At 56.1% G+C, this 19865-nt stretch carries 12 protein-coding genes and 1 tRNA gene; 7 read left to right on the plus strand and 6 right to left on the minus strand.

Annotation, left to right across the window (positions count from 1 at the left end; genetic code table 11):
- Window positions 1-10 precede the first annotated feature (10 nt).
- On the plus strand, window positions 11-2428 hold the full coding sequence (locus OS190_RS10235) for a GcvT family protein (RefSeq protein ID WP_267158586.1): 2418 nt from the start codon (window positions 11-13) through the stop codon (window positions 2426-2428).
- A 39-nt stretch (window positions 2429-2467) separates the two neighbouring features.
- Window positions 2468-3088: a nucleotidyltransferase family protein gene (locus OS190_RS10240; RefSeq protein WP_267158587.1), complete on the plus strand. Its 621-nt coding sequence runs from the start codon at window positions 2468-2470 to the stop codon at window positions 3086-3088.
- Window positions 3089-3097: 9 nt separating this feature from the next.
- On the opposite strand, the gene OS190_RS10245 is transcribed toward OS190_RS10240, so the two are convergent.
- The 3 genes from OS190_RS10245 to OS190_RS10255 form a co-directional block, all read right to left on the minus strand.
- The gene (locus tag OS190_RS10245) at window positions 3098-4978 is read right to left on the minus strand and encodes a Hint domain-containing protein (protein WP_267158588.1); all 1881 of its coding nucleotides are present in this window, start codon (window positions 4976-4978) and stop codon (window positions 3098-3100) included.
- A 387-nt stretch (window positions 4979-5365) separates the two neighbouring features.
- Window positions 5366-12007, minus strand: coding sequence for a cadherin-like domain-containing protein (locus tag OS190_RS10250; protein WP_267158589.1), 6642 nt, complete (start codon window positions 12005-12007; stop codon window positions 5366-5368).
- A gap of 1034 nt (window positions 12008-13041) precedes the next feature.
- Window positions 13042-13125: transfer RNA gene (locus OS190_RS10255), tRNA-Leu, on the minus strand.
- Window positions 13126-13279: 154 nt separating this feature from the next.
- On the opposite strand from OS190_RS10255, the gene OS190_RS10260 reads away from it, so the two are divergent.
- Window positions 13280-13858 carry a YqaA family protein gene (locus OS190_RS10260; RefSeq protein ID WP_267158590.1) on the plus strand — a complete coding sequence of 193 codons (579 nt, stop codon included), beginning with the start codon at window positions 13280-13282 and terminating at the stop codon, window positions 13856-13858.
- A complete protein-coding gene (locus OS190_RS10265; protein ID WP_267158591.1) occupies window positions 13855-14322 on the plus strand; it encodes a disulfide bond formation protein B in 468 nt (155 codons plus the stop codon). The genes OS190_RS10260 and OS190_RS10265 overlap by 4 nt, the downstream gene beginning before the upstream one ends.
- On the opposite strand, the gene OS190_RS10270 is transcribed toward OS190_RS10265, so the two are convergent.
- Window positions 14319-14744, minus strand: a complete 426-nt coding sequence (locus OS190_RS10270; RefSeq protein ID WP_267158592.1) for an Lrp/AsnC family transcriptional regulator — start codon at window positions 14742-14744, stop codon at window positions 14319-14321. The genes OS190_RS10265 and OS190_RS10270 overlap by 4 nt on opposite strands.
- 108 nt (window positions 14745-14852) lie before the next feature.
- Here OS190_RS10270 and rocF point away from each other — a divergent pair, with 108 nt between their 5' ends.
- Window positions 14853-15773, plus strand: coding sequence for an arginase (gene rocF / locus OS190_RS10275; protein WP_267158593.1), 921 nt, complete (start codon window positions 14853-14855; stop codon window positions 15771-15773).
- 12 nt (window positions 15774-15785) lie between these two features.
- Window positions 15786-16838 (plus strand): ornithine cyclodeaminase, encoded by a 1053-nt coding sequence (gene ocd / locus OS190_RS10280; RefSeq protein ID WP_267158594.1) that lies wholly within the window; start codon window positions 15786-15788, stop codon window positions 16836-16838.
- A 71-nt stretch (window positions 16839-16909) separates the two neighbouring features.
- On the opposite strand, the gene OS190_RS10285 is transcribed toward ocd, so the two are convergent.
- Window positions 16910-18079, minus strand: a complete 1170-nt coding sequence (locus tag OS190_RS10285; protein ID WP_267158595.1) for an FAD-dependent monooxygenase — start codon at window positions 18077-18079, stop codon at window positions 16910-16912.
- Between the two features lie 71 nt (window positions 18080-18150).
- Window positions 18151-18573 carry an RNA polymerase-binding protein DksA gene (gene dksA / locus OS190_RS10290; protein ID WP_267158596.1) on the minus strand — a complete coding sequence of 141 codons (423 nt, stop codon included), beginning with the start codon at window positions 18571-18573 and terminating at the stop codon, window positions 18151-18153.
- Between the two features lie 168 nt (window positions 18574-18741).
- Between dksA and OS190_RS10295 the strand changes: the two genes are divergently transcribed.
- Window positions 18742-19581: an AAA family ATPase gene (locus OS190_RS10295; RefSeq protein WP_267158597.1), complete on the plus strand. Its 840-nt coding sequence runs from the start codon at window positions 18742-18744 to the stop codon at window positions 19579-19581.
- The last annotated feature ends 284 nt before the right edge of the window (window positions 19582-19865 follow it).

Genomic DNA, 19865 nt, shown 5'->3' on the forward strand with positions numbered 1-19865 from the left:
GAGAACCCCCATGCAAACTTCAACCCGCGTCTGTATCATTGGAGGCGGTGTCGTCGGCGCATCCGTTCTGTACCACCTGACCAAACTGGGCTGGTCGGATGTGATGCTGGTCGAACGTTCCGAACTCACCTCAGGCTCGACCTGGCATGCCGCAGGCGGGTTTCATACCTTGAACGGAGACACGAACATGGCGGCCCTGCAGGGCTATACCATTCGTCTTTACAAGGAATTGGAGGACATCACGGGCATGTCCTGTGGATTGCATCATGTGGGTGGTGTGACCCTGGCTGACAACCAGGACAGGTTTGACATGCTTTTAGCAGAACGCGCCAAACACCGGTTCATGGGGCTGGATACGGAAATCGTCAGCCCTGATGAAATCAGAAAAATTGCCCCCGTCACCAATATCGAGGGTATCATCGGCGGTCTTTATGATCCGTTGGACGGGCATCTGGACCCTTCGGGCACGACCCACGCCTATGCCCGTGCCGCAAAGATGGGTGGTGCGACGATCCAGACCCATTGCATGGTTCAAGAAACCAACCAACGTACCGATGGCACATGGGATGTTGTCACCGAAAAGGGCAACATTCACGCGGAACATATTGTCAATGCCGGTGGTCTTTGGGCACGGGAAGTGGGCGCAATGGCTGGGATCTATTTCCCGTTGCATCCGATGGAACATCAATATCTCGTCACCGAAGACGTCCCTTTGATTGCCGAGATGCTGGCGGAGGGACACGAACATCCTCATGTGATGGACCCCGCCGGCGAAAGCTATCTGCGTCAGGAAGGCAAAGGCCTGTGCATCGGGTTCTACGAACAGAAATGCCGCCCCTGGTCAGTGGACGGCACCCCATGGTCGTTTGGTCAGGACCTGCTTGCCGATGACTTTGACAAGATCGAGGACAGCGTCAATTTTGCCTACAAACGATTTCCCGACCTCGAACGCGCCGGTGTAAAAAACGTGATCCACGGACCGTTTACCTTTGCGCCGGACGGCAATCCGCTGGTTGGACCGGTGCCCGGCATGCGAAACTATTGGTCGGCCTGCGGCGTCATGGCGGGATTTAGCCAGGGTGGCGGTGTCGGGCTGACTTTGGCGCAATGGATGATTGAGGGAGAACCGGAACGTGATGTGATGGCCATGGACGTGGCCCGCTTTGGTGACTGGATCACGCCCGGCTATACCTTGCCCAAAGTCATCGAGAACTATCAAAAACGGTTCTCGGTGTCCTATCCCAACGAAGAACTGCCTGCCGCACGTCCCCACCGCACCACGGCCATGTATGATATTTTCAGTGACCTCGGTGCGGTCTGGGGCCAGCAATTCGGGCTCGAAGTCCCGAATTATTTCGCTGCCACGGGTGAACCTACCTTTGAAACGCCCTCATTCCGGCGTTCCGACGCCTTTGGTGCCACAGCACGCGAAGTCAATGCAGTACGACATGGAGTGGGCATCAACGAACTGCAGAATTTTGGCAAATACCTTGTCACAGGCCCGAAAGCACGTGGCTGGCTTGATCGGATCATGGCGGGTCGTGTGCCGCAACAGGGGCGATTGTCGCTTTCGCCCATGTTGTCGGAAAAGGGCAAACTGATTGGAGATTTCACCATCTCCTGTCTGAGTGAGGAACTGTTTCAGCTGACCGCATCCTATGGCTCTCAGGCCTTTCATTATCGATGGTTTGTCAATCACCTGGAAGATGATGTTGATGTCGAAAACATCTCTGATCGCCGCACCGGCTTTCAGATTGCGGGGCCGAAAGCCCGCGATGTCCTGCAAGCCTGCACGCGCCAAGACATCTCTGACCTGCGCTTTCTTGACGTCCGCGAGGCCATCCTTGGCCAAACCGCCTGCATCCTGCAGCGTGTCAGCTATACTGGTGATCTCGGTTTTGAAATCTATTGTGACCCGATGGATCAACGCAGCCTGTGGCATTGTCTACGCGATGCGGGAAAGCCGTATGACATGACACCCTTTGGCATGCGTGCGATGATGTCGCTGCGCCTCGACAAATTCTTCGGCTCCTGGATGGCAGAGTTTTCGCCGGATTATACAGCAGCCGAAACCGGGCTGGATCGCTTTATCAACTTCAAGAAAAACACGGATTTCATTGGCCGTGGCCCGGCCGAAGCAGAGCGCGTCACTCCCCCGGCCCGGCAATTGGTCGCTTTCAGGGTTAATGCCGAGGACGCCGATGTTCATGGGTATGAACCGATCTGGTTGAATGGGTCTGTGGTAGGATTCTGTACCTCAGGCGGCTATTCCCATTTTCAGCGTCAATCGATTGCCTTGGGGTTTGTACCGCGTGAACAGGCTCATGAAGGATTGCAGGTTGAAATCGAAATTCTGGGAAAAATGCGCACCGCTAAATTGATTACAATGCCCTTGTTCGACCCCGATGGCACCCGCATGCGCGGTTAACAGGCTGCCTTTTAGGTTTCAGTCGGGTAAAATGCAAAGATGACCAAACACAGCTTGCCTATCATCATACTGGCTGCAGGCGCTTCCTCGCGGATGCGGGGGCGCGACAAGCTGTTAGAGGATATTGACGGTATGCCATTGCTGCGCCGGCAGGCGCTGAAGGCGAAGGCGGTGACGCTGGGGCCGGTGCTCGTCACCCTGCCGGCGGTGCCACATGCCCGTTATGACGTGATCGACGATCTGGCGCTGCAACCCGTACCCGTCCAGGACGCGGCCGAAGGTATGGGGGCCAGCTTGCGCAGTGCTTTTGCTGCCCTGCCCGCCCAGACGACCTGTGCCATGTTGCTGTTGGGGGATTTACCGGATGTAACCGCCGAAGATCTGGAAAAGATCGCTGATGCCGTTGATCTGGGCAATGATACATTGGTCTGGCGCGGTGCAACACTGCAGGGCGCGCCGGGACATCCGATTGTGTTTCATCACAGCCTGTTTCCGGCGTTTGCCAATTTATGCGGAGACCGTGGCGGTCAGGACATCCTGAGACATGCAGAGGGGCGGATCGCTTTGATCCCCCTTGAGGGGGACCGTGCCCGCCGGGATCTCGACACGCCTGAAGACTGGAAAGCGTGGCGAAGGGATCGCCACAAGAATAAGCGATAACACGTTGCCTTAGCCGTTCGTTTCCAACATCAGCAAATGCGCTTCATGTGCCTTGAGCAAACGACGTGCCGCTTCGAAATTGCGCAGGCCTCTCATGTCGACCAGTTCTGGAAACAGGTCCAATATTTCCTTTTTTTGATCCGCCTTGATTCCCGCCATCGCCTGCTGTCCGGGCAGGAAGCTTTCCGCCCATGTGCCATCGGCCAGAACCACCTCATGTGCGTCAAACATCATATGGATATAGCTGACCTTACTGACCGGCGCGGTTTCAACGCCCTCAAGGCTGATCAGATGTTTGGCTGCCACCAGTACTTCATTTTCGCCGAACATCATTTCGGCCAATTCCGAAGTGATCAAGATCCGGTGGTTGGGGCTGACCATCATATCACGCTGGGGTGCCCCGTTCCCTAGGGCACCTGCACGGATCAACACCGGAAAATACTGCGGCATATGCGTCAATTCCTGACGATTTAGGTTGCGCCGACCGATCCAGCGCAGTTCTTGCGGGCCGTTGTCCCGTGTAAAAACCTTGTCACCGACTTTGAGCTGCTGCACCGGCTTTTCACCACGCTTGGTGGCGATCATTGTGCCGGGCGTAAAACAAATGATCACTTCTTCGATTTCAGCATAATTGGTAAGTCCGATGACGTTGCCACCATCGTCCAGAAATTCGATCCGTCCCGCTTCAGGCTCACCACGGATAAGTCTGTAGGTCGATCGGTCGATGCCAGTCAGATCAATTCGGTCAATATCACTGTCGTCGGGATCCTCGCCGCCTAGAATCTCGTGGCTGCCCTGTCCATCAAAGAGGAACAAGTCGCTGTTCAGCCCGCCTTCGGCATGATCTGATCCCTCGCCTGAAACAATCGTATCCTCACCGTCCCCGGCAAAGATGCGATCATCTCCGTCGCCACCGTTGATGCTGTCGCTCCCTGCCCCTCCGGTGATCAGATCCTGATCTGTACCACCAAGAAGCGTGTCGTCGCCTTCGCCGCCGTCGAGCGTATCATCGCCACTGGCGCCAATCAGCACGTCATCGCCCCCCTGACCAAACATCAGATCCTGGCCGGAACCACCGACGATCGTATCGTTTCCGGCTTCAATCGGCGTGACAACAGCGTCATCAATCAAATCGCCCGACAGAGTAAACCCAGATTGGGTGGACCGTGTTTCAAGTTCGAATTCAATGAATTCGCGGTTTTCGAACTGTGCCGAAAACCAGGCATCCTGGTCGCTGGGATCATTGGCTTCTGTACCAGCCGCATTTACGACGCCCCCCCCTTGCATGACGCTCAGGGATGTATCGTCGGAAGTCGCAAAAGCAGTAAAGCTGTCAGCATCGACAGTGACAGATTCCTGGTCACCCGGTCGATTTCGATCCAGATCATTAAAGGTCGCGATGGAATTCAGCGCCACCGGATCGCCGGTCACCGGATCAAAGAACTCAAGCCGGAAACGTGCGGTTTCGCCGACATATCCCCTGCTGGCACCACGCCCGCCATTGAGCAGGATTTCAAAACCGTCCCCACCTGTAAGGTCGATGGGCATGTCGTCATTCGAGGTTTCGATCAGAACCAGCCTGCCCCAGATAGAACTACCGTCTTCCAGGGTAGCAACATCGCGGTAGATTGCACTGTCGCCGACATTGGCATCATTTCCGGTATCCGACGTCCGGCTTGCGTAGTTCAGCGTGACCGGAGAGGCATTGTTGCCCGGCGCTGTGCCTACACCGGCATCACCAAACAAGGTGTCATTGCCGCTGCCACCATCAATGACATCATCGGCCCCCTCGCCTGAGACAAGGTCATTACCGGCACCGGCCGAAATCTGGTCGTCTTCAAACGTGCCTTGCAGCGTATCGTCATTCGACGTTCCGTTGATAATGGCCATGGCAGCAGCCCCCCTTTGATCTTGCGTTGATCATAGACTCTTCCCAGTAGAGCTATGCGCGTAAACACATTCTAGGCATATGCCAGTCGGACGACAGGGGGAAAGTCGCCGGAAAATCCGCATCTTGCAGGACTCATGAACAAATGAGCATGTCTCGGCTCGATTGTTTCTCGTCTGGCAACAAATAATCCGAAGGCGCAAATCCCGTGATGGCGATCTGGCAGCACTACAGAACCAAATCCTAAGAGACGCACAAAAAGGCGGGGCAGTTTCCTGCCCCGCCTTGGTTGTCTGCCCGGGGTGATACCTCCCTGACAAAACGGCTGCATATTTCAGACGCGCGGAATGATCCGCGCGCCATGTTACTTGAGCGACAGCCCCTGTCGCTTATTTGGTGATTAGTTTCGCCTCATGCTTCTTCAGAGACCGGCGGGCAGAGGCGTAGTTGTCGATACCTTCCTGCGTTGCCAGTTCCGGGAAGAGTTCCAGAATTTCCTGACGCTGGGCGTTGCCGATACCTGCCAGTGACATGTCACCAGGCTGGAAGCTTTCTGTCCAAGACCCATCAGACAGGATCACCTCATGCTGGTCGAACATGACGTGGATGTAGGTCGTATGTGACACATCCACGATGTCCACGCCTTCCAGACCTGTCAGGTGCTTTGCCGCGACCAGAACTTCACGCTCTTCAAAGTAGAGCGCCGTCTTGTCGTTGGCCACCAGAACACGGTGATTGGGTGAAACCATCATGTCACGCTCGGGCAGATCGTTGCCCAAGGCCCCCTGACGGATCAGCACCGGCTTGAGATGCGATGCCTTTTCCAGTTCGGCACCGGACATATCGCGGGCACCAACCCAGCGGATTTCCTGAATGCCGTTGTCACGGGTGATCACACGGTCGCCCACCTTCAGCGTTTCGACCAGACGCTCGCCTTTCGGGGTTGCGATCTTGGTTCCGGGGGTGAAACAGGGAATGACGTTCTCGATTTCCTCGAACACCAGCTGGCCTGCATCATTCCCGTCTTCGTCAAAGTAGTTGACGAAACCGTCTTCCCGGTCTGGCGAAGTATATGTCACCTCAAGACGACCACCCTCTGGGGCAGAACCGCGCAGGTCGAGCGTGTCAAAGTCAACAGGGCCAGAACCGCCGTCGATATCGTCACCAGGACCAACGTCTTCAAAGACATCTTGGCCTGCACCACCTGTCATGGTGTCATCGCCGTCGCCACCGCGCAGGGTGTCGTCGCCCTGACCACCTTGGAGGTTGTCATCGCCGTCGCCGCCGTCGAGAAGGTCATCCTCGCCGCCACCGTCGAGCACGTCGTCACCGTCGCCACCAAAAATGGTATCGTCGTTGCGGTTTCCGCGCAGGGTGTCGTCGCCAACACCACCATCAAGGAAGTCGTCGCCAGTGCCGCCGTCGATGGTGTCATTGCCTTGACCACCCAGCAGTGAATCATCGCCAGAGCCACCCTGAATGGTGTCGTCATCGATTTCACCGTCGATGGTGTCATTACCAGAGCCGCCGACAAGGCTGTCGCGGTCATCCGCACCAAAGATCAGATCGTCGCCCGCACCACCATTGACCACATCACGCCCGTTGTCGGGGTTGCGATCAGGTGAAAAGGGTGAACCCGGTGTCAATTCGTCTTCGATGTCGAGCAAATCGCCGACGCCATCGGGATCATTGCCGGCATAGATCGTATCGTTGCCGTCGCCGCCGTTGATCGTGTCGTTGCCTTCGCCACCGACGATGCGGTCATCACCGTCGTCACCGTCAATAATGTCGTCATCGATGCCACCGTCGATCACATCGTTACCATTGCCGCCCGAGATGGTGTCACGGTCGTCGCCGGTTCTGATGGTATCGTTGCCGTCACCACCATTTACAGAGTCGCGGTCGTTTTCAGGATCTGCGTCGCCCTCAAAACCAAGACTATCTGTCGGCGCATCGGGATAACCCTGATCCGGTGCCAGATCTCCGTTGCCGGTGTCGATAACGTCATCGCCGTCGCCGCCGTCAACCGTGTCGCTGCCGTCTTCGCCGAGGATGCTGTCATCCCCTGCGCCTCCGGTGACGCTGTCATCGCCAAGGCCTGCTTCGACCGTATCATTGCCGTCGCCGGCGCGGATGATGTCATCATTGGGAGCTTGTCCCGGAATGATTGCATCTTCGTTATCGACAAAGTCACCGTCGGGATCGCCAGCATAATCTGTATCGATCAGGTCATCGCCATCGGTGCCGTCAACGATTCCGTCACGCTCACCTGGCTCTGCCACATTTACGATCAACGTACCTTCATCGGTCAGACCTTCGGGATCGCCTGCAGGCCGGTCAGAGATCGTATAGGTGATCTCGGCTGGGCCGGTGAAACCATCGGTCGGCGTGAAGGTCAGCGTGCCATCGGGGTTTATCACAACGTCGCCATTCGGGCTTGTCGCTTCGACCACACGGAGCGGGTCTTCGTCCACATCGGTGTCGTTGGCCAGAACCGGAATGTTCTCTGCCGGTGTGTTATAGGGCGTGCCCTCAACATCGTCGACAGCAACAGGCGCATCATTCACCGGTGTCACAGTGACTGTCGCCACCGCATCATCAGAGGCCCCGTCGGGGTCTGTCAATGTGTAGGTGATCGTTGCCTCACCATTGAAATCCGGTGCCGGCGTAAAGGTTACCGTCCCATCACCATTATCGACCACCGTCCCTTGCTCTGGGTCCACGGTAAGATCACTGATGGTCAGTTCATCCAATGTGTTGTCCGGATCGCTATCATTGCCACGCAGATCGATGACAACAGGCGTGTCCTCGGCTGTAGTCGCTTCGTCGTCATTGGCAACCGGCGGTTCGATTTCGGGATCGACTTCGATCACATGCACGGCGGAATCTTCGCCACCATTGCCATCAGAGATGGTGTAGCTGATCGTCGCAGTCCCGTTGAAGTTCGGAGCCGGTGTGAAGGTGACCGTACCATCGCCATTGTCGACCAGCGTACCCTGTTCTTCGGGTACGGTTGCTTCAGTAACGCGCAGATCGTCGCCGTCCACATCAGTATCATTGGCCAGCAGATCAACAGTGATCGGCGTGTCCTCATCGGTCACATCCGCATCATCCATCGCAACAGGTGCGTCATTGATCGGGGTTACGTCAACAACGTGTACCGCCGTGTCTTCTGCACCGTCAGGGTCCTGAATGGTGTAGGTCACTGTCGCCTCACCGACAAAGTCCTGTGCCGGTGTGAAGGTCGCGGTGCCGTCGCCATTGTTGACCACGGTGCCCTGTTCTTCTGGCACGGAAACTGCGGTCACCGTCAGCGGATCGCCATCCGGATCACTGTCGTTGTCGACCAGGTCAAGCACAACTGGTGTGTCTTCTTCCGTGGTCGCAACATCATCCACCGCAATCGGGGCGTCGTTCACGGGCGTTACGTCAACTCTGACCGTTCCTTCGTCGGCGTTGCCGTCGGGATCTTCGACGATATAGGTAATGTCGACCGGCCCGTTGAAGTCTTCGGCAGGCGTAAACACCAGTTCGTTGTCCACGATTTCAACGGTGCCCTGCTCTTCTGGAACAGATGCCTCGCGGATGGTCAGCGGATCGTCCTGCGGATCGGTGTCGTTGTCCAGAACGTCGATGGTGACCGGCGTGTCCTCGGGTGTTTCAGCCGTGTCAGGGTTGGCCGTCGGTGCCATGTCACCTTCGGAATTGACAATGATGACGTGCTCGGCCGAGTCAGTCAGACCTTCCACATCACGGATGGAATAGCTGAGGGTTGCCTCGCCAGTAAAGCCATCTGCTGGCGTGAAGGTCGCGGTGCCGTCGCCGTTGTCAACAACCGTGCCCTGTTCGGCAGGTACAGTGACCGAGGTTACAAGCAGGTCGTCGCCATCCACATCGAAGTCATTCGCGAGCAGATCAACCGTCACCGCTGTGTTGAAATCGGTGACATCAGTGTCATCTTCGGCCACGGGGGCGTCATTGACCGGCAACACGTCGACAGTGGCTTCGCCACCGTCGGTGGCACCATAGGGGTCGGTTACAGTGTAGCTGATCGTTGCCGGACCGTTAAAGTCGGGTGCCGGTGTAAAGGTCACGGTACCGTCGCCATTGTCGACCAACGTGCCTTGTTCTTCCGGTACCGTCGCCTCAACCAGTGTCAGCGGATCGCCATTTTCGTCCTCGTCATTGCCGATCAGATCGATGGTGACAGGCGTATCTTCCGGCGTGGTGGCTTCGTCGTCCACCGCAACAGGTGCCGAATTATCGCCCACCGTGATCACATGCACGGCACTGTCTGTTCCACCTTCACCGTCACTGATGCTGTAGCTGATAACGGCCTCACCCTCGAAACCGGGGGCTGGTGTAAATACAACTGTGCCATCAACCGGTGCGGAAACGGTGCCCTGCTCTGCGGGTACTGTTGCGGAAGTTACCGTCAGCGGGTCACCTTCAGGATCCGTATCATTCGCCAGCAGATCAACGGTCACCGGCGTATTGAAGGCTGTGGTGTCTTCGTCATTTACCGCATCCGGCGCATCGTTGACCGGTGTGACGTTGACAGAGACCGTCCCTTCACCTGCGTTGCCGTCAGGGTCCTGGACCGTGTAGGAGATCATGCAGGGACCGCTAAAGTCCGGTGCAGGTGTGAACAGCAATTCGTTATCCACGATCTCGACCGTACCCTGTTCTTCGGGGACCGACGCCTCGGTGATGGTCAACGGCTGGCCCTGAGGATCGGTGTCATTCTCGAGTACGTCGATGGTGACTGGTGTATCCTCGGGGGTTTCTGCGGTGTCGGGGTTGGCGGTTGGTGCGCCACCTTCCTGGTTGACCACAATGGTATGCACGGCTGAATCCGTCAGACCCTCTGCATCTGCAATGGTGTAACTGATCGTCGCCTCGCCGGTGAAACCAGCAGCCGGTGTGAACAGAATGGTTCCATCGACAGGCCCCGACAGGGTGCCCTGTTCGGCCGGAACAGTTGCTTCTGTAACGGTCAGCTCATCACCATCCACATCACTGTCGTTGGCCAGCAGGTCAACACGGATCGGCGTGTTCAACTCGGTCACGTCGCTATCGTCTTCGGCGACTGGTGCGTCGTTGACAGGAGTGACATTTACCGCAACCTCGGCAGGTGCTTCATTCCCGTCCGGGTCTTCTGCGGTATAACTGATGGTCACAGGGCCGTTGAAATCGGGCGCAGGTGTGAACACCAGCTGGTTGTCTACTATTTCGACCGTGCCTTGATCTTCTGGCACCGACGCCCTGGAGATGAACAAGGTTTCATCGCCATCTGGATCGGTGTCATTGGCCAGCACGTCGATTGTAACGGCTGTATCCTCTGGGGTCTCGGCAACATCATCCAAAGCGACAGGTCCGTCACTCACGGCATTCACATAGACCGTATGCTCGGCAGAATCTGTCAGGCCGTCGGGATCAGAGATGGTATAGCTGATGGTCACCTGACCATTGAAATCAGGCGCCGGCGTGAAGGTTGCGGTACCATCGTTGTTGTTGACGATCGTGCCCTGCTCGGCTGGAACGGACACTTCTGTCACCGTCAGCTCATCCCCGTCCACATCCGTGTCATTGGCAAGCAGATCAACAGTGATCGGTTCGTCCTCGGGGGTGACATCCACATCGTCATTGGCAACAGGTGCATCATTGACAGGGTTAACTGTCACATCAACTGTGCCGGTTGCCTCGCCACCATTCCCGTCGGATACGGTATAGGTGATCGTGGTCGGGCCATTGAAATCCGGGTTGGGTGTAAAGACAACTTCGCCTTCCGGGGTAAAGGACACTTCGCCATCGGTGCTTGTCGCACTGGTCAATGTCAGCGTGTCACCATCCGGATCACTGTCGTTCGACAATACATTCAGAGGTGCCGAGGGCGTGTCCTCGTCAGTTGTCAGCGCATCAGGATTGGCAACGGGATTGCCGTTAACACCGTCGTCTGCAACGTCAATCGTATGCACGGCACTTGCGGTGCCGCCATTGCCGTCCGTGATGGCATAGCTGACAGTCGCGGTACCGATAAAGCCCGCAGCAGGTGTGAAGGTATACAGCCCGTCGGTGCCGTCATTGACCGGCTCAAGCGTCCCCTCAGCGGCAGGAACCGTCGCAGTCGTGACAGTCAATGCATCACCGTCGACGTCGGTGTCATTGGCAAGCAAATTGATTTCGACCGGCGTTTCTTCTTCGGTGGTGTCGGAATCATCATTGGCAACAGGTGCATCATTGACAGGGTTGACCTGGATCGTGACTTCGCCGGTGTCGGAGTTGAAGTTCGGGTCCGTCACCGTATACGTAAAGGTCGCCTCGCCGTTGAAGTTCTCTGCAGGCGTGAAGCGGACCGTGCCATCACCTAGATCCTCAACCGTACCGTTGGGGCTGACAAAACCACCGATGGTCAACTCATCATTGGAGTTGTTCGGATCAGTGTCATTCCCGCGCAGGTCGATGATGACAGAGGTGTCCTCATCGGTTTCGGCCATGTCGTCCACTGCTGTAGGGCCTGTGTCTTCCATCTTGCCATCGTCAAACACGAGGTTGTCAATCGCGCCCGATCCTTCGAGGCGGACTTCCATACGCGAGACACCCTGAACAAAAATGCCAACTGTGCGTTCGCCGCCATCTTCGGTCGGTTCTACAAACTGGTTGTCGATCACGTCGCCATTCGCATCGTAAAAGATCATCCGCGTGCCTTCACCCGTGGTCTCTTCGATGTCCTTGAATGTCAGTGACTTGATACGGACGAGATCATCAAAGTCGAAAAAGATGCTGCCGCCGCCATCGTTGTCATCTGGGTCACTGCTGTCGCCGTCTTCGGAGATGATCAGCAATCCGTCCAGTGTATCCGACGCAAGGTCGGTGTCGTCACCTGTCGGATTGTTGCTGTCAAATAGCATGGCCTGGTCAACACCATTACCGCCAGCAACGGCCGAAACGGTGACACCGTCAGAAGCCAGATATTCGTCGTCAATAACGGTACCGGCTGCGAATGCATTAAAATCAAGTGTACGGATCATTGGTTGGTCTCCTGGACGTTGTTGCGCGCGGCGCGCAACGCGGCCGTTCTGGAAGTTGGTGCGGAAGGGACATGTGTCTGAGGGAACGAAACGGGCCGCAAGTGCGTCACCACGAAGGCCGCCTCGGTTGATTGTGGCATCAGCGCACGGATCATCTTGTTCTCTCCATTCAAACTCTCGCCCCCTCGGGCAAAACGCAAGCAAGGGCGACACACACAAAACACCAAAAAACGGGGAGAACTGTTGTGACAGTCAACCGCTGGACAACCATGTCCAGACAGCTTCGTATATACGGTCGCATACTGCGCAGCGTACACACGTCTCCCGCATCCAAATTGATGCGAAATAGTGTGGCCGCCCCCTGACCTACAAACATTGCCCCCCAGTTGGGCAAGACCATAGATACCGATCTAGATTGGTCCAACAAAGGGAAAAATGTTAACAAAGTGTCATGATTGAACTTCGCCCCCTGTGAATCGGGCCGTGTTCAGGTAAACAATGAAGAGTGGAAATTAAGCGATTGTTTCCATAAGAATTTCTGCAAAACTCAGAATTTCCCATATAAATAGGTATATTATTCACTGTACAGCCGGTGGCTTGGTCGGAGAAAACGGGCTGAATGTTCATCAGAAGGAAACAATCACGCCTGTTTCAATGCGAAAATTAAACAGACATGTTCCCGCCATAGTTACGGTTCGCCTGTTCTTAAGTTGGAACCAATCGCCCGAAAACACCGTTACTGGTGCCTGTGACACCGAACATTTGCCACATTTATCTCGAATCAAAAAGGCGGTGAAACATCTTTACGACCCAGCTGCGCCACTTTTCGGACCAAATGTTTCCATTCGATCCATGCGCTGGGCCAGGCCGCCAATCCGGCCCTGTCCCTGGCCATCCAATGCTTGTCAAACGTTCCCAACACCTCACGGCGCACCGGCTGAAACAGCAAATGGAGAATTCAGCGCATGGAAATCGGGGGCCCCGCCGGGGCAACTGCGGACATTCAACTTTGGACCAAAGATCACCTGTTGAAGTGGTACCCAAGGCCGGACTCGAACCGGCACGCCTCTCGGCGGGAGATTTTGAATCTCCTGCGTCTACCATTCCGCCACTTGGGCACGGGCTGCGTTTAGCCTGCATCACGCGGCTGGGCAAGTGCCTTTTGATCAATATCAGTGCCGTTTTCCCGTCAGTTGTTTTGCCGCGCGTGTCGAGGGTCTTGACCGCGGGCATCCGGTATGATGTTGCAAGTGGCAACAAAAGAGCAGCCTCATGTTAAAACGCCTTTACGACTGGACACTAAGCCTTGCGCAACATCCACATGCCCTTTGGGCATTGGCAATTGTGGCATTTATCGAAAGCTCGTTTTTCCCGATCCCGCCCGACATCGTTATGATTCCGATGATCATCGCCCGGCCCAACCGCGCCTTTGTCATTGCCGGAGTGGCCTTGCTCGCTTCCGTCTTGGGCGGTCTGTTGGGCTATGCCATTGGGGCCTTTGCCTATGACACCATCGGGCAACCCATGCTGGCCGCATTGGGAAAGGCCGATGCCATGGAAGCCTTTGCGACACGCTTTAACGGTGTCGGGTTCTGGGCAGTGCTGGCCGCGGGCGTCACCCCGTTTCCATACAAGGTCATCACGATAATGTCCGGCTGGACCGCGATGCCACTGGGTACCTTTATCATGACTTCCATTCTTGCACGCGGTCTGCGGTTCTTTATTGTTGCCGCATTGCTTTGGAAGTTCGGGCCGCCAATTCGAGATTTCATAGAAAAACGCCTGGGGCTGATGTTCACACTATTCGTGATCTTGCTGGCGGGTGGCCTATTCGTGGTGAAACTGTTGTGACGCGAAAAACGATGATCCTGCTCGCCGCCTCGGGCTCGGCCGCCTTGTTGCTGGGGGCCTTCGCATTCCAATTCATCGGGGGGTTGCCGCCGTGCAAATTGTGCCTCTGGCAACGCTGGCCTCATGCGGTGGCATTTCTAATCGGTCTCATGCTGTTGGCTGGCATCGGGCCGCGGTTCATGGCCTGGCTTGGGGCGTTGGCCACCGCGACCACCGGGGCCATCGGTTTTTACCACGCAGGAGTTGAATGGCTATGGTGGCCCGGACCAACCTCATGCAGCGGCGGTGGCATGGATCTTGGCAGCATGGGCGGCGGGGCGCTGTTATCACTCGATACGCCCAGCGGTGTCATCATGTGCGATGAAATCGTCTGGCAATTCTTTGGTCTGTCAATGGCAGGCTGGAATGCTGTCTTCGCCCTGATCCTCACAGCGCTGTGGATCAGGGCTGCGAAACGCGCTTAACCCGCCTTGCGCGTTTTCAACAGCAGGTTTGTCTCGCTTGCAACGATCCCTTCAAGGCGTCTGATCCGTGTCAGAACCGCGTCGAAGTCTTCCAATGTGGCTGTTCCGATTTCGATAATCACATCCCAGCGCCCGTTCGTTGAATGTACGGCCCGGACTTCGGCAAATCCGTTCAGCTGGCGGATTACCCGTTCGGTGCCCCGTCCCTCAATCCCGATCATCATCAGGCCGCGCACCGCATCATGCATCACATCGGCCCGGGTCAGGACGGTAAAGCCTACAATCTCCCCCCGTTCCTGAAGCCGGGCAATCCGGGCTCTGAGGGTTGTGCGTGTCGTGCCCAAAGCATCGGCAAGAGCCGACAGAGGTGCGCGCGAATCTGCGCGAAGAGCCGCAATGATTTGATTATCCAGATCGTCCATTCATTGTTCCACTTTGGTCAATCAACGCTCAATACGGTGTTTTCAACCCCTTTTCAATGCTCACTATTGACCAATATTACCAATGCAACGTCTTTCAGGAGAAAACTCATGACCCAGCAACATTGCATCATCATCGGTGCCCCCCTCGACAGTGGCAAAAGCAACAAAGGCTGCTTGATGGGACCGGATGCCTATCGCACCGCCGGCCTTGCAGAAGCCCTTCGCGATCTGGGTCATACGGTCGTCGACAAAGGCAACGTCGCCCCGGCCCCGTTTGTTGCCAAAGAACACCCCAAGCTTGTTGCACTGGAAGAAACCATCGGCTGGACCGAAAGCCTTGCCGATGTTTCCGAAGCCGCGATGAAAGAAGGTCTGCCGATTTTTCTGGGCGGCGATCATGCTCTTTCGCTGGGCACCGTACTTGGTACATTGCGCCATGCCCAAAGCGTCAACCGTCCGCAGTTCGTGCTTTGGCTTGATGCCCACACCGATTTTCACACCCCAAAAACCACAGACAGCGGCAATCTGCACGGAACCCCCCTTGGCTATGTGACGGGTCGCCCGGATTTCGACGGCTTCCCTGTGGTCGAGCACCCGTTGCCGCAAGACAACCTCGCCATCATCGGGTTGCGCTCTGTCGATCCAGCGGAACGCGCTGCGATGCAGGAAACAACCGTGACTCATGTAGATATGCGCCAGATTGACGAAAGCGGCATCGCCACACCGCTTGCTGCCTTTCTTGACAAGGTCGCTGCTGCAAATGGTCTGCTGCACGTGTCCCTTGACGTCGATTTTCTTGACCCCGCGGTCGCGCCTGCGGTCGGCACAACCGTCCCCGGCGGTGCCACGGTACGCGAAGGCCATCTTGTCATGGAGATGCTTCATGACTCCGGGCTCATGACTTCGCTTGATCTGGTTGAGTTGAACCCTTTCTTGGATGATCGCGGTCGTACCGCGGTCCTCATGGTCGATCTGTGCGCCTCTGCTTTCGGGCGTCGCGTCTTTGACCGTCCGACACGTACATTCTAAGGAGCCGGTACCATGTCAAATCTGAAACCTTCCGCCAAGGCGCTTGTGCCTTTTGTCTCTGTAGATCACATGATGAAACTGGTGCACCACATTGGTGTTGAACCGATGCTGCAGGGTATTGCCGACTACATCGAAGCCGACTTCAAGCGTTGGGAATTGTTTGATAAAACACCCCGGGTGGCCAGCCATTCGGACAAGGGCGTGATCGAACTGATGCCCACCTCTGATGGTGATGTTTACGGCTTCAAATACGTCAATGGCCATCCGTCAAACACGGCGGACGGCCTGCAGACGGTGACTGCTTTCGGATTGCTGGCTGATGTCGCTTCCGGCTATCCGGTTTTGTTGAGCGAAATGACATTGTTGACGGCGCTGCGCACGGCTGCAACTTCGGCATTGGTGGCACGCGTCCTTGCCCCGAAGGGGGCAAAAACCATGGCAATGATCGGCAATGGCACCCAATCCGAATTCCAATCCCTAGCCATGAAATGTATCGTCGGGATCGAAGAGGTGCGCCTGTATGACATCGACCCCGCAGCGACCACCAAATGCGCGGCCAACCTCGCGGATCTGGGATTGCGGGTGACCTCTTGTACCTCTGCCGAAGAGGCGATGGAAGGCGCACAAATCATCACTACCTGCACCGCTGACAAGCAATATGCCACGATCCTGACCGACAACATGGTAGGTGCCGGTGTCCACATAAACGCCATCGGAGGTGATTGTCCGGGCAAGACGGAACTTGCAGAGGCGATCTTGCACCGCGCTGACATCTTTGTGGAGTACCCCGAACAGACCCGGATCGAGGGCGAGATTCAACAATTGGCCGAGGATCACCCGGTCATTGAATTCTGGCAGGTTCTGACTGGTGCTGCACCGGGTCGCACCAATGACAAACAGATCACGCTGTTTGACAGCGTCGGCTTTGCGATCGAGGATTTCTCGGCCCTGCGCTATGTTCGTGACCAGATCGAGGAGACCGGTCTATTTCACGCCCTTGACCTTCTTGCTGATCCTGATGATCCGCGAGATCTTTTTGGCATGTTGCGACGCGCAAAACCCTGAGCGCCCTCTCAGGAACGCGGGTTTTCGGAACAATCCGCGTTCCATTGGCAGTGCGCTGCCCCTAAGCCCTGTCAGGGCTGCTGCGCTGTCACATCAAATCCATAGAGCCAGTCAAAGGCACCGATCATCCTGCGAGGGGCCAGTTTGCTGCCCAGGCGCAGGCCGAAATGCGCCAGACTACGTTTTGCCCCTGGCGGCAAATGGTAACGTGCGGCATTCTTCTGGGCTGCGGCAATAACCTTGATGACACGGGCCTGGCGGCGTTGTTGATACCCCGCCAACCAATCGCCATACCCTTTTGCGGCCTGTTCGGCCAGCACCCAGGCATCTTCAAGTGCCATATTGGCCCCCTGTGCCAGAAAAGGCAGTGTCGGGTGGGCCGCGTCACCCAACAGGGCGACGCCCTGTCGTTGCCACTGCGCGGCGACCGGATGCAAATGCAACCCCCAAAGGGTTACCATATCAACATCTGCCAGCATCGCCCCCGCGATACCGCCAAATTCCGAAAAGGCAGCCTGCACATGGGCCGGATCATCCTTGTGAAACCATCCTTCCTCTGCCCAACCGGCCTGTTCCTGCACAGCAACCAGATTGACCAATGCGCCCCCTCGCAGCGGATAGCTGACCAGATGGCGCCCGGTACCCATATGCACCTGAGCTTCGGGCGGATGGTCGAACCGATTGGCCACAATGGCCCGCCAGGCCACCTGCCCCGAAAACGCCGCTGCGTCCGGTCCGTTCAATACAGGACGCCCGACAGAATGAATGCCATCGGCTGCCACAACCAATTCCGCGCGCCTCGTGCTGCCATCGGTCATTTGTACCTGTGGGATAGCACCGGGCCGTATGCTGGCAACCTGCGCACCCATTTCAAACGTTACATTACCGCGCCGTGCCGCTCCCGCCAGGAGATCAACCAGATCGGCGCGATGAACGAAAAAATATCTCTGGTTCACAGGCAGGCGATCCAGCGGCAACCGGGCGACCTGTGCGCCTGTCGCGTGGTCGCGCAACACAACGGCAGTGCCCTGCACCGCCTCTTTGCGGCGCAATCCGGCCTCCAGCCCGAGCGCACGAAGCACCGCCAGGCCATTTGGGCTAACTTGCAAGCCTGCACCCACTTCACCCAATACTGGGGCACGCTCCAGCAAGGTTACGGCAATGCCATGCCGCGCCATCGCCGCGGCTACGGACAGCCCGCCGATTCCGCCGCCGACAACGATCGCATTGGAAATGTTCATCGCTCATCCTCAATACAAAACGCCGGAGACTAAGCCCCGGCGCCAGATCAATCATCCTATCCGCAGTTTCATCAATCGTCGCGATGCACTTTTTCACGCCGTTCGTGTTTTTCCTGCGCCTCAAGACTCATGGTCGCGATGGGGCGCGCATCCAGGCGCTTGAGCGAAATCGGATCCCCAGTCACGGAACAATAACCGAATTCGCCATCTTCGATACGGCGCAATGCTGCATCGATCTTGGACACCAGTTTGCGGGCGCGATCCCGTGTCCGCAGTTCAAGCGCACGGTCGGTTTCTTCAGATGACCGGTCAATCACATCCGGTATGTTGCGCGTGCCATCTTGCAAGGCTTCGATGGTCTCGCGGCTGTCTTCAACAAGTTCCGCACGCCAGTTCAGCAGCTTGCGACGGAAATACTCCGTCTGCTTTTCATTCATGAACGCTTCGTCTTCGGCCGGCGTATAATCATCCGGCAGGAAAGTTTCCTGTTTCATATCATGCTCCTCAGCCATTTTTGTTCCCTGCATACGATACCCCTATCCCCGAGTACGCCCTAATGACGCCGCGTCTAAACCAGCGGTTAAGAATTGTCACTACACAATCCCTTTGATTTTTGGTTAAAGGCGTCAGACGGGTCCATAATCAGAAGGTTGAAAACTCTCATGAAATTCCAAGGCACTGCTGATTATGTTGCTACCGACGACCTGACTATCGCTGTAAACGCTGCAGTGACCCTTGAACGTCCCTTGCTGGTCAAAGGCGAACCGGGCACAGGCAAGACCGAACTGGCAAAGCAGGTTTCGAATGCGCTGGGGTTGCGCATGATCGAATGGAATATCAAATCCACAACCCGTGCCCAACAAGGTCTGTATGAATATGACGCCGTCAGCCGCTTGCGCGACAGCCAACTGGGCGAGGAAAAGGTGCATGACGTTGCCAATTACATTCGCAAAGGCAAGCTCTGGGAAGCTTTTGAAGCGGAAGACAAAGTCGTTCTATTGATTGACGAGATCGACAAGGCCGACATTGAATTTCCAAACGACCTCCTCCAAGAGCTTGATAAGATGGAGTTCTTTGTCTACGAAACCGGCAAAACGATCAAGGCTGTGAATCGGCCGATCGTGATCATTACATCAAACAACGAAAAGGAACTTCCCGACGCCTTCCTACGGCGTTGCTTTTTCCACTATATCCGCTTTCCCGAGATGGATACCCTGAAAAAGATCGTCGAGGTCCATCACCCCGGCATCAAAGAAACTCTTCTTACCACCGCGCTCACCCAGTTTTACGAAATTCGAGGGCAACAGGGCCTCAAGAAAAAGCCTTCGACCTCTGAAGTGCTTGATTGGCTCAAGTTGTTGCTGGCCGAAGATATGGACGCGGCGGACCTCAAACAGGATGGCACTTCCGCCCTGCCAAAATTGCACGGTGCCTTGTTGAAAAACGAGCAAGACGTACATTTGTTTGAACGTCTGGCCTTCATGGCACGTGGCGGCCGCTAAAGGCGTCTGTTTCAACCCGATTTTACACCTTCTGCAGCATTGCGTCCAACCTGTGGATGCAATGCAACATTGCAAGTTGCGAACCGATTGCTTCGGGCATTAAAACAATGCTCTAAGCTACTGATTTTTATGACTTTACAGGTGATTCCGGCACATTCCCGCTGAGATTGAATTAACGTAGATACTTTTTGCCATAATTGCCCCATATTTGCCTTAATTGCTCCCTACAAAGGCCGGGATGGAGGGCGATAAGACCTGAAATCCAAGGCTCAAAAAGGGCAGGC

The organism is Sulfitobacter sp. F26204, assembly GCF_026410305.1.
GTDB lineage: Bacteria > Pseudomonadota > Alphaproteobacteria > Rhodobacterales > Rhodobacteraceae > Sulfitobacter.

What these genes read in the sequence shown, in the direction of transcription:
- OS190_RS10235 (WP_267158586.1), top strand. Translation starts at nt 11, where the DNA reads ATGCAAACTTCAACCCGCGTCTGTATCATTGGAGGCGGTGTCGTCGGC.
- OS190_RS10240 (WP_267158587.1), top strand. Translation starts at nt 2,468, where the DNA reads ATGACCAAACACAGCTTGCCTATCATCATACTGGCTGCAGGCGCTTCC.
- OS190_RS10245 (WP_267158588.1), bottom strand. Translation starts at nt 4,978, where the DNA reads ATGGCCATTATCAACGGAACGTCGAATGACGATACGCTGCAAGGCACG.
- OS190_RS10250 (WP_267158589.1), bottom strand. Translation starts at nt 12,007, where the DNA reads ATGATCCGTACACTTGATTTTAATGCATTCGCAGCCGGTACCGTTATT.
- OS190_RS10260 (WP_267158590.1), top strand. Translation starts at nt 13,280, where the DNA reads ATGTTAAAACGCCTTTACGACTGGACACTAAGCCTTGCGCAACATCCA.
- OS190_RS10270 (WP_267158592.1), bottom strand. Translation starts at nt 14,744, where the DNA reads ATGGACGATCTGGATAATCAAATCATTGCGGCTCTTCGCGCAGATTCG.
- rocF (WP_267158593.1), top strand. Translation starts at nt 14,853, where the DNA reads ATGACCCAGCAACATTGCATCATCATCGGTGCCCCCCTCGACAGTGGC.
- ocd (WP_267158594.1), top strand. Translation starts at nt 15,786, where the DNA reads ATGTCAAATCTGAAACCTTCCGCCAAGGCGCTTGTGCCTTTTGTCTCT.
- OS190_RS10285 (WP_267158595.1), bottom strand. Translation starts at nt 18,079, where the DNA reads ATGAACATTTCCAATGCGATCGTTGTCGGCGGCGGAATCGGCGGGCTG.
- dksA (WP_267158596.1), bottom strand. Translation starts at nt 18,573, where the DNA reads ATGAAACAGGAAACTTTCCTGCCGGATGATTATACGCCGGCCGAAGAC.
- OS190_RS10295 (WP_267158597.1), top strand. Translation starts at nt 18,742, where the DNA reads ATGAAATTCCAAGGCACTGCTGATTATGTTGCTACCGACGACCTGACT.